Source organism: Escherichia sp. WS3063 (genome assembly GCF_046486595.1).
GTDB lineage: Bacteria > Pseudomonadota > Gammaproteobacteria > Enterobacterales > Enterobacteriaceae > Escherichia > Escherichia coli.
Map to the genome: position 1 here is coordinate 20,564 of NZ_JBJQKY010000039.1, position 10,389 is coordinate 30,952.

The 10,389-nt window shown below is 51.2% G+C and carries 10 protein-coding genes, 2 tRNA genes and 1 pseudogene; 7 read left to right on the forward strand and 6 right to left on the reverse strand.

The window, feature by feature from the left end; genetic code table 11:
• Positions 1 to 2: 2 nt before the first annotated feature.
• Entirely contained in the window at positions 3 to 1,082 is a 1,080-nt protein-coding gene (cobT, locus tag ACJHYW_RS23635) for a nicotinate-nucleotide--dimethylbenzimidazole phosphoribosyltransferase (RefSeq protein WP_061092885.1), read from the forward strand.
• A gap of 61 nt (positions 1,083 to 1,143) precedes the next feature.
• Positions 1,144 to 2,079 (forward strand): L,D-transpeptidase, encoded by a 936-nt coding sequence (gene ldtA, locus ACJHYW_RS23640; protein ID WP_001544679.1) that lies wholly within the window; start codon positions 1,144 to 1,146, stop codon positions 2,077 to 2,079.
• Positions 2,080 to 2,134: 55 nt separating this feature from the next.
• Here the strand turns inward: ldtA and ACJHYW_RS23645 are convergent.
• A tRNA-Asn gene (locus tag ACJHYW_RS23645) sits at positions 2,135 to 2,210 on the reverse strand.
• Positions 2,211 to 2,370: 160 nt separating this feature from the next.
• On the opposite strand from ACJHYW_RS23645, the gene yeeO reads away from it, so the two are divergent.
• From yeeO to ACJHYW_RS23660, 3 genes and pseudogenes are all read left to right on the forward strand, one after another.
• A complete protein-coding gene (gene yeeO, locus ACJHYW_RS23650) occupies positions 2,371 to 3,858 on the forward strand; it encodes a toxic metabolite efflux MATE transporter YeeO (RefSeq protein ID WP_077249125.1) in 1,488 nt (495 codons plus the stop codon).
• A 100-nt stretch (positions 3,859 to 3,958) separates the two neighbouring features.
• Positions 3,959 to 4,034 (forward strand) — tRNA-Asn (locus ACJHYW_RS23655).
• A gap of 161 nt (positions 4,035 to 4,195) precedes the next feature.
• Positions 4,196 to 5,458 (forward strand): annotated as a pseudogene (locus ACJHYW_RS23660) (tyrosine-type recombinase/integrase).
• Between the two features lie 1,074 nt (positions 5,459 to 6,532).
• On the opposite strand, the gene ACJHYW_RS23665 reads toward ACJHYW_RS23660, so the two are convergent.
• The gene (locus tag ACJHYW_RS23665; RefSeq protein ID WP_061092887.1) at positions 6,533 to 7,417 is read right to left on the reverse strand and encodes an integrase domain-containing protein; all 885 of its coding nucleotides are present in this window, start codon (positions 7,415 to 7,417) and stop codon (positions 6,533 to 6,535) included.
• A 320-nt stretch (positions 7,418 to 7,737) separates the two neighbouring features.
• Between ACJHYW_RS23665 and ACJHYW_RS23670 the strand changes: the two genes are divergently transcribed.
• On the forward strand, positions 7,738 to 7,914 hold the full coding sequence (locus tag ACJHYW_RS23670; protein ID WP_165352203.1) for a hypothetical protein: 177 nt from the start codon (positions 7,738 to 7,740) through the stop codon (positions 7,912 to 7,914).
• A 286-nt stretch (positions 7,915 to 8,200) separates the two neighbouring features.
• Here the strand turns inward: ACJHYW_RS23670 and ACJHYW_RS23675 are convergent, their stop codons facing one another.
• The 4 genes from ACJHYW_RS23675 to ACJHYW_RS23690 form a co-directional block, all read right to left on the reverse strand.
• Positions 8,201 to 8,500: a HigA family addiction module antitoxin gene (locus ACJHYW_RS23675; protein WP_231365609.1), complete on the reverse strand. Its 300-nt coding sequence runs from the start codon at positions 8,498 to 8,500 to the stop codon at positions 8,201 to 8,203.
• A gap of 122 nt (positions 8,501 to 8,622) precedes the next feature.
• Positions 8,623 to 8,877, reverse strand: a complete 255-nt coding sequence (locus ACJHYW_RS23680) for a helix-turn-helix domain-containing protein (protein WP_061092889.1) — start codon at positions 8,875 to 8,877, stop codon at positions 8,623 to 8,625.
• A complete protein-coding gene (locus tag ACJHYW_RS23685; protein WP_061092890.1) occupies positions 8,874 to 9,335 on the reverse strand; it encodes a hypothetical protein in 462 nt (153 codons plus the stop codon). The genes ACJHYW_RS23680 and ACJHYW_RS23685 overlap by 4 nt, the downstream gene beginning before the upstream one ends.
• Positions 9,313 to 9,585, reverse strand: coding sequence for an ash family protein (locus ACJHYW_RS23690; protein WP_371834554.1), 273 nt, complete (start codon positions 9,583 to 9,585; stop codon positions 9,313 to 9,315). Before ACJHYW_RS23690 ends, ACJHYW_RS23685 begins: the two co-directional genes overlap by 23 nt.
• A gap of 362 nt (positions 9,586 to 9,947) precedes the next feature.
• Between ACJHYW_RS23690 and ACJHYW_RS23695 the strand changes: the two genes are divergently transcribed.
• Positions 9,948 to 10,283, forward strand: a complete 336-nt coding sequence (locus tag ACJHYW_RS23695; RefSeq protein WP_061092891.1) for a DUF2169 domain-containing protein — start codon at positions 9,948 to 9,950, stop codon at positions 10,281 to 10,283.
• Positions 10,284 to 10,389 lie beyond the last annotated feature (106 nt).

Sequence of the window (10,389 nt, forward strand, 5' to 3'; positions counted from 1 at the left end):
ACATGCAAACACTTGCCAATTTACTGAATACGATCCCTGCCATCGATCCTGCCGCTATGTCGCGTGCACAACGGCATATTGACGGGTTACTCAAACCTGTTGGTAGCCTGGGAAGGCTGGAGGCGCTTGGCGTACAACTGGCGGGAATGCCGGGGTTGAATGGCATACCGCATGTGGGCAAAAAAGCGGTACTGGTTATGTGTGCCGATCACGGCGTCTGGGAGGAAGGGGTCGCTATTTCCCCAAAAGAAGTCACAGCCATTCAGGCTGAAAATATGACCCGCGGAACAACCGGCGTGTGTGTGCTGGCAGCACAAGCGGGCGCTAACGTCCACGTAATTGATGTTGGTATTGATACTGCTGAGCCTATCCCCGGGCTTATCAACATGCGTGTCGCACGAGGTAGCGGCAATATTGCTTCAGCTCCGGCAATGAGTCGCCGTCAGGCTGAAAAGTTGCTTTTGGACGTCATATGTTATACGCGGGAGCTGGCAAAAAACGGTGTCACGCTGTTTGGTGTAGGTGAACTGGGGATGGCAAACACGACACCGGCAGCAGCAATAGTCAGCACAATCACTGGCCGGGATCCTGAAGAAGTGGTTGGGATTGGCGCAAACCTGCCGACAGATAAACTGGCTAATAAAATTGATGTTGTGCGCCGGGCGATTACGTTGAATCAGCCAAATCCGCAGGATGGCGTTAATGTTCTGGCAAAAGTGGGTGGATTTGATTTGGTCGGAATGGCTGGCGTGATGTTAGGCGCTGCTTCCTGCGGTTTACCCGTGTTGCTGGATGGATTTCTTTCTTATGCTGCTGCGCTCGCAGCCTGCCAGATGTCTCCTGCAATCAAACCGTATCTCATTCCTTCTCACCTGTCGGCAGAAAAAGGGGCGCGTATAGCGCTGTCGCATTTGGGGCTGGAGCCTTATCTCAATATGGAGATGCGTTTAGGTGAGGGGAGTGGCGCAGCTCTGGCGATGCCCATCATCGAAGCTGCTTGTGCGATATACAACAACATGGGCGAACTTGCTGCCAGTAATATTGTTCTACCGGGGAATACGACTTCTGATTTGAACAGTTAAAAACGAAAAGTCTGATAAAAGCTATACTTAATGGATAGCTTTCGCGACATAGGAAAGGGACATGATGCGTCGTGTAAATATTCTTTGCTCATTTGCTCTGCTTTTTGCCAGCCATACTAGCCTGGCGGTAACTTATCCATTACCTCCAGAGGGTAGCCGTTTAGTGGGGCAGTCGTTTACTGTAACTGTTCCTGATCACAATACCCAGCCGCTGGAGACTTTTGCCGCACAATACGGGCAAGGGTTAAGTAACATGCTGGAAGCGAATCCGGGCGCTGATGTTTTCTTGCCGAAGTCAGGTTCGCAACTCACCATTCCGCAGCAACTGATTTTGCCCGCCACTGTTCGTAAAGGGATTGTGGTTAACGTCGCTGAGATGCGTCTTTATTACTACCCACCAGACAGTAATACTGTGGAAGTCTTTCCTATTGGTATCGGCCAGGCTGGGCGAGAAACCCCGCGTAACTGGGTGACTACCGTTGAACGTAAACAAGAAGCTCCAACCTGGACGCCAACGCCGAACACTCGGCGCGAATATGCGAAACGAGGGGAGAGTTTGCCCGCATTTGTTCCTGCGGGGCCTGATAATCCCATGGGGCTGTATGCGATTTATATTGGCAGGCTATATGCCATCCACGGTACCAATGCCAATTTTGGTATTGGGCTCCGGGTAAGTCAGGGCTGTATTCGTCTGCGCAATGACGATATCAAATATCTGTTTGATAATGTTCCTGTAGGCACTCGTGTACAAATTATTGATCAGCCAGTGAAATACACAACGGAACCGGATGGTTCAAAGTGGCTGGAAGTTCATGAGCCGCTGTCGCGCAATCGTGCAGAATATGAGTCTGACCGAAAAGTACCATTGCCGGTAACCCCATCTTTGCGGGCGTTTATCAACGGGCAAGAAGTTGATGTAAATCGCGCAAATGCTGCGTTGCAACGTCGATCGGGAATGCCTGTGCAAATTAGTTCTGGTTCAAGACAGATGTTTTAAGAGCGTTGGTAATTAGAAAGCAAAAAGCCTGCTTGAAAGCAGGCTTTTTTGAATTTGGCTCCTCTGACTGGACTCGAACCAGTGACATACGGATTAACAGTCCGCCGTTCTACCGACTGAACTACAGAGGAATTGCTGTTGAGGCACATCTTAACGGCGAAAAATCTTTTGTCAAACCCGATTTTTAAATTTCCCAACCGTTTGCCGTTTCTATCAACAGTTTGTTGCATTTGCAGACAATTTGTTGGCGAAAATCTTTGCAGCTTTGCTGATTCTCCCTCATTATTTGAAATGTGGTTTCACTTTCTGCAATTAAGGTCGGCTTTGAATATCTCCTCTGCTTTACGCCAGGTTGTTCACGGCACTCGCTGGCACGCTAAACGCAAGAGCTACAAAGTGTTGTTCTGGCGCGAGATAACCCCGCTTGCTGTTCCTATCTTCATGGAGAATGCCTGTGTCCTGTTGATGGGGGTCCTGAGCACTTTTCTGGTCAGCTGGCTGGGAAAAGATGCGATGGCCGGCGTGGGATTGGCGGACAGCTTCAATATGGTCATTATGGCTTTTTTTGCTGCTATCGATCTTGGTACTACTGTCGTTGTGGCATTTTGTCTCGGTAAGCGGGATCGACGACGAGCGAGGGTGGCGACGCGGCAGTCATTGGTGATCATGACGTTGTTTGCCGTACTGTTGGCAACGCTTATTCATCATTTTGGCGAACAAATTATTGATTTCGTCGCGGGTGATGCCACGACAGAAGTTAAAGCACTGGCGTTGACTTATCTGGAGCTGACGGTACTCAGTTATCCAGCAGCTGCCATCACTTTGATTGGTAGCGGGGCACTTCGTGGTGCAGGGAATACGAAAATACCGCTACTGATTAACGGTAGCCTGAATATTCTTAATATTATTATTAGCGGCATATTGATTTACGGCCTTTTCTCCTGGCCGGGACTGGGATTTGTCGGGGCTGGGTTGGGTTTAACCATTTCTCGTTATATTGGCGCAGTTGCAATTTTGTGGGTGCTGGCGATTGGTTTTAATCCTGCGCTAAGAATTTCGTTAAAGAGCTATTTTAACCCGCTGAATTTTAGCATTATCTGGGAAGTCATGGGGATTGGTATTCCAGCGAGTGTCGAATCAGTGTTATTTACCAGTGGTCGGTTATTAACCCAAATGTTCGTTGCCGGGATGGGGACCAGTGTTATTGCCGGAAATTTTATCGCGTTTTCAATTGCGGCTCTTATCAACTTACCCGGAAGTGCGCTCGGCTCTGCTTCTACGATCATTACAGGCCGAAGGTTGGGGGTAGGGCAGATAGCGCAAGCAGAGATTCAGTTGCGGCATGTGTTCTGGCTGTCCACTCTTGGATTAACGGCCATCGCCTGGCTAACGGCTCCCTTTGCCGGGGTTATGGCATCGTTTTACACCCAGGATCCACAGGTTAAACATGTCGTTGTGATTCTGATTTGGCTAAATGCTTTATTTATGCCTATTTGGTCTGCCTCATGGGTGCTACCCGCTGGATTTAAGGGTGCTCGCGATGCACGTTACGCCATGTGGGTTTCTATGTTGAGCATGTGGGGTTGCCGGGTTGTAGTCGGTTATGTGCTGGGAATCATGCTTGGCTGGGGTGTAGTTGGTGTCTGGATGGGAATGTTTGCCGACTGGGCTGTGCGGGCCGTGCTGTTTTACTGGCGAATGGTTACTGGACGTTGGCTGTGGAAATATCCTCGACCTGAGCCGCAAAAGTGTGAAAAAAAGCCAGTTGTGTCGGAATAAACGACAAAGTGCAGATTATTTCAGCAAACGATTTCAAATTTAAAAAACAGGCTTTGACATTGTGGATGAGCGTCGCTAATATTCGCCTCGTTCTCACGATTCCTCTGTAGTTCAGTCGGTAGAACGGCGGACTGTTAATCCGTATGTCACTGGTTCGAGTCCAGTCAGAGGAGCCAAATTCAAGTTTTCATGCTTATCTATGCGTCTCTATTTGTTTACGATTCAGTAAGTTAGCGTGAAAATCCTTCCCGGTGCGTATCTAATTTTCTCTCCGCATCGGGATAATTTGGTGGTCAGATCTGGGGTCAGTTTGGTTCGATTCTGGAGTGACCCCCAAATGTCTTTAAACGATTCTAAAATCCGCAAGTTAAAGTCTTCTTCCCGTCCGGTAAAACTCTCCGACTCTCAGGGTCTGTATCTGCTCGTCAATCCGGGTGGTTCACGCATCTGGTATCTCAAATATCGTTTCAACGGAAAAGAATCCAGAGTCAGTCTTGGCGCATATCCGCTTGTCTCACTGGCAGAAGCCAGGCAACAGCGCGACGGTATCCGCAAGCTACTGGCGCAGAATATCAACCCGGCGCAACAGCGTATGGCAGAGAAATCCGCCTGCTCCCCTGAAAAGTGCTTTAAGGCGGTGGCGCTGGCCTGGCACAAAACCAACAAAAAATGGTCGGCTGATTATGCCGCCCGTATTCTCGCCAGTATGGAAAACCATATCTTCCCGGCGATTGGTCATCTGCCCGTTGCTGCGCTTAAAACGCAGGATTTCACGGCTTTGCTGCGGGTTATTGAGGATAAGGGCTTTCTGGAAGTCGCGTCCCGAACCCGGCAGCAACTCAGCAACATCATGCGCTATGCCGTTCAGCAGGGACTGACCGAAAGCAACCCGGCGCAGCATCTGGATGGTGTAGTCGCCTCTCCCGTCAAGAATCACTATCCCGCTTTACCGCTGGAGCGGTTGCCTGAATTGCTCGATCGTATTGGCGATTACCGGCAGGGCCGGGAGTTAACCCGGCTGGCGGTGGTGCTGACACTGCACCTGTTCATCCGTTCCAGCGAACTGCGTTTCGCCCGCTGGAGCGAGATTGATTTCAGGCACAAAATCTGGACCATCCCCGCCACCCGCGAGGCCATCGACAAAGTACGGTTTTCGGGGCGTGGCGCAAAAATGCGTAGTCCGCATATCGTGCCACTCTCCCGCCAGGCGATTGCCATTCTGAAACAGATACAGGAGCTTTCCGGCCATCTGGATCTGGTATTCCCCGGCGACCATAACCCGTACAAGCCAATGAGCGAAAACACAACCAACCGGGCGCTGCGCCTGATGGGGTATGATACGAAAACCGATGTGTGCGGACATGGACTTCGCGCAATGGCCTGTAGCGCCCTGGTAGAGTCGGATCTCTGGTCACGCGATACGGTGGAACGGCAAATGAGCCACTAGGAGCGTAACAGCGTGCGGGCGGCCTATGTGCATAAAGCGGAGCATCTGGAGGCCAGAAAGGCCATGATGCAGTGGTGGTCGGATTATCTGGATGTGTGCCGCGAGGGGTATGTCGCGCCGTATATTTATGCGCGGCAGCATAAGGCAGCCTGAGTCATAAATAGCTGAAATCATTAAAATGGAAAAGCAGATCCTGATTGGCCGGGATCTGCTTTTTTGTATTGAGAGGTATTGCCGTTGTTCTTTTTTATTACCAATCGGAAAGTATCTACAATTATTTGGCCCCAAATAAAATTTGACCGTTACCTATCAATATATCTTTTTTTGATAGGTAACAGTCTTCCGTGATTAACGCGTTAATCACGGAAGATGAAAAACTATCAATAAGCGATATTTTCACGGAAATACCAATTAATATACTCTAAAAGAGGCGTCATAAAATACCGGACAGCCTTCCCTGATACATATTATAACTGCACCAGATATACAGAGACGAAATAATCTGCACCAGCCCCGGAAGATCGGTTATCTGCGCCAGCGTCTCGCCACTTCACACATTCAGGACTGCGCCAGTTTCTGGCTCTTTGGTTTTCGGCCCTTTCCGGTCAGGCGCTGTTACCCTTATCGCCCCTTAACCTTTATGGCCCTTTCCCTTTCTGGCGCAACCAGTTTATTCAGAAATGCACCATGACAGTCTGCACCAGATTGTATTTTCACCACCAGATAACGATCACAGAGCGCAAAAAAATAACATGAAGCACCGAAAATTATTAATCTATATGCAGCAGGTTATGATGTCAAAAACCGTCGCAGCATTTTTTATAAAATCATGAGACATTCTGTGACCATGCAATATATGTCACAGGATGCAGGAAAACACAGAGAGAATTATTCAGATATAATCCTGCGCCAGAATTAATGTGATGCCTCGGTGAGTTTACATTTTAAAATTTCCCGACCCTGTACCTGTAATATCGGTAAAACGATTGAAACACCAGCTATTAATCGGGATCGTTTCGAGTGATTACCGGGTAATCACTATAATATTCCGGCGAGCTACATTGGTTCAGCAGGAAAATCTGAGCTATTGATATTTATTCGTCATGCTGTAACGATATTTTCACAATACAAACCCGCTCGCCCCCTGCGCCAGATCCGGTACAGAGGGTACGATAAATCGCTGTCGTTACGCAGTAACGTACTATTTTGCGCCATTCATGAAAGCCGTTATTCCTCCTTCCAGCGGTAGCCGTACACCTGTTTCACCCAGCGGCCGCGACCGTCGCCATGACCCAGATCCGTCGCCGTCAGCGCCAGCGATTCCTTTTCGCTGAATCCCTGCGCCAGATAATGGCGGATCGCGTCCTGCGCCCACGCATAACGCAGCGAGTGCGGGGAAAATTCCCCTTTCAGCCCCGCCTTAATGGCCTGTTTGTGCCAGCTCTCCAGCGCCGTTTTAAGGTCTGGCTTGTCGATCAGCCTGCCATTGCGCTGTCTGGCGATCGGTAATGCGTTTTCCACCGCCTTCCTGACTGCGCCAGCGTCCAGGAGCGTCGTGTAACGCGGACGCCCGCCTTTGGTGCCAAACACCACTTTCAGCCGGGTTTCGCCGCGGGAAATGGCTTTCAGCCACGTTTTCAGCGACTGTGAACTCTGTACCGCCTCCTGCGAGCGTAATCCCATCAGTCGCGCGATCTCCACCGCTGCCGCCAGCCCCGCATCCTGTGCGCGGGCGTTCTCCATCACTTTTTCATAATGTTCCGGCGTGATGGCGCGACGCGTGCCGTTGCGCGAAGCACCTGACAGCCCCAGCGCCTTATTGGTCAGGCGCGGATGCTCCACCACCTGCCGGCGTCCCGCCAGCCTCAGCACGGCCCGCAGCGCCGCCATTTCGTTTTGCAGCGTGCGCAGGCCAATATCCTGCTCCAGCCGCTCCTGAATATAGCATTCGATATGGCGAACTTTGATCTGCTCCACCCGCTGGATCTGAATATTCAGTTCGCGTAAATGCTGACTGAACCGCTTCGTGGCATGGATACGGTAGTCCACCGTTCTGAAACTACCGCCTGCTTTTTTCGCCAGCGCCTTCATTTCACTGCTTAATTTGCTCATAACTACCCCCTGCAACAAAAAACAAACAGTCTCCGGCGTGTGCTTTTTGGCTGCGCCAGAACGATACCTTCACGCCGGAGTGGCTGATTGTTGAGGTTTAGGGAGTTTCAGGCTGTACGCGGTACAGACTGCCTGACGAAGCAGGGGTATCTCCGGGGCGTCGTGCCCCCCTCGGTATCGATCTTTTTCTCCTTTACTCTGGACTGACAGCGCCCCAAAGGGCATGTCAGACGGCGGAAACAGGACGCAGGCCAGAACTGGCGCGGCTTGCGGCGGTATGTTGTACGGCGTCACTTTGCTTTTTCGCTGGCGCGACCAAAGTGACGCCTCATCTGGTGCAGGGGGTAAACGTTGCGTTTCTGGTGCAGAATGACGGTCACGCGGCAGCAAAGCCTGACGGCAATGCAGGCCGCAGCCCGTCATGTAAAGGGCGCTGTTTTCAGCTGGGTATGGGGCAGTCGGGAAATTCCGGCAAAGAAAAGCCGTTCAGCCGGTGAAGACTGTTGCCGTTAAGCAATGACGATGAAGCCGTTCGGGTGTATGTACTCTTAGCCTCAAACGCTTTCGCGTTCCGGTATTGCGGAGGTCGTACCGGTAGTAAGGGCTGGTCATCCTGATAAATCAGGGGCTTCTTGCAGACCATGAAGCCAAAGGGTGCCCGAAGGCGACAATGCAGGAGGGAGATTACACCGTTATTTCTGGCGCAGAAAGGGGAAACTCATTTTTCTGGATATTGGTTTTCCCCCTGATTTTATCGTGTATTTGTGAATGTAAAATGCTGAGTTAACCCCGCAATGACCGGATAACGGGTCGTGGTTTTTGTGACGCCTGCCAGAGGCCATACTCAGACTGCATCCCCGTCCACAGTTCAGCGCGGGTATTCAGCAGCGCCGCCAGACGTAGCGCCATATCAGCCGTCACTGGTGCATGTCCATTGAGGATACGGGATAACCGCGAGCGCGATACCTGAAGCCGGGAAGCGGCCTGCGTGATGCTCACGCCGTCCAGATAATCGCGAAGGACGTCACCCGGATGGGGTGGATTAAACATGTGCATAAAAACGACTCCGGTTGTGACTGTTATCAACAGCGGGATGGCATCCTGCCGCGCTTCGCTTGTCTTCTCCCGGCTCTCCGCCAGCAGAAGCAGGCAGAGAGCCGGGAGAGCCTGATTTTACTGTAATCGTGTTTCTGACACTTCTGTCATCAGGAGCACTGCTTTCGCATGAGCCTTACAATACGGTTGCCCTGATCATCGAAATATCTGGACGGCCAGATAATTTCCGGTGATGTTTCCAGCGCATCCGCAATGAGTTTTTCGCCACGCGGCCAGGAGCGGCTCAGCGCGTTTGCCAGTGTGGCGGACGCCAGTCCCGCTTTGCGGGAAACCGCTGCCAGCGACGTACCACGTTTTCGCAGTGCTGCCATGATATCGGCGGGATGCCAGTCCGGTTGCATCATACCGTCCCCCCGTCAATAACCTGTAAGCCATCAGCGGTGCGCAGCCACTGCGGCGCTTTAAGGTCGGCGGCAAAATACCAGACCAGTTCGCACAGCAACCCGGTCAGTGTGGTTTCGGTTTCCGGCAGCAGCGACCGCCCGCTTAATACCTGCGTCAGCGCCAGACAGTAGTCACAGAGCAGCCCTGCGCCGGGTTCAAAGCGCGGTGAAACGTCGGGAAGCGTGTCCACAATGAAACGGTCGATCAGGTGCAGCGGGATCGGCTCGCCCAACGAGGGACGCAGCAGCGCAAGGCTGGCGTTGATCCTGCCATAAAGCGCCATTTTCAGCGCCGGATCGTGGCATTCGATCAGGGTTTCAGCGAAGCGATCGCAGTAGTCGGCCAGATCGGTGAAATCCGTGGTGGCACTGAAGGGGATGGAAAGTAAGTCGCAGTCAGGGGAAAGGATGATAACCATAGGATAGCCTCCTGTAACGGGTGGTAATTCCACCACCAGAGGTTCCAATCTCATTGGTGGTGAACTGAACGGGGTTGGAACTACCGGTGTTACAGGAAACCGGCGCGTCTTGCGACGCCCCCGTCCAGCCCACCATTGAGATGCAGCCAGACGCACGACATAAAAAAGACGCAAAATGCGCTATATGTCGCCTGTAACACTTATCAGGGTTCCAATCCCGACGCCTGATTTTGCAGGCGCGGCGCAACAATACAATGATCGGTAATTTGCAGCAAGGGGTTTAGCGGAAGCTGACACACAGGGAAACACAATCACACCATAAATATTAATGGAGAATACATTTCCATTAAAAATATATTGAGCAATATGCAGACACTTTCCAGTAAATATCCTGTCAGTTAATTCGTCCCGTTGATATCAGTCAAAAAAAATAATACGAAACGGGAGTATTCCGTTTCATATAGTAACCATACTTATCGTTTTGCCCGGTATTGTGTCATCCAGTTTGCTATGCCGGTTTCCGTGAAATAAGTTTTTACCTGTATCAGGGGGATACTGTGCCATCTGTAGAATTATGTTTTGCGACAGGTACAGACGGGATCGGGGTGCAATATGGAATTTCGTAACCTGACGCCGTTTTCAGCGATAGAATATGCGATGGATGATAAACATAGCGAACGTCACCGCGTTATCGCCATGAAAACGGGCTTCCGGCTGCAACGGGACGAAAATGGTCAGTGGCAAACCCAACTTATCGAAAACCCGCCGCTACCGCTGTGTGTGGAAGATGAGTATGCCGGGGAGATGAACACATCTCCGGTACTGCGCGAAAGCGACCTCGCCCCCCTGAAACCCGCCTGTGACATCATCATTAACGGGACAGCTTATACACCGGGGGGCGTTGCCGTACCAGAAATGACGGCAGGTGTACTTATGCTCTCATTGTAGTGGTCAAGTAATATTGGCCACGGTTTTACAGTAAAAACGGTATCTGTTCTCTGATTCTTCCGGCGTCAACCCACCGTTGTAATGGTGAGGCCTGACGCTATTGTAA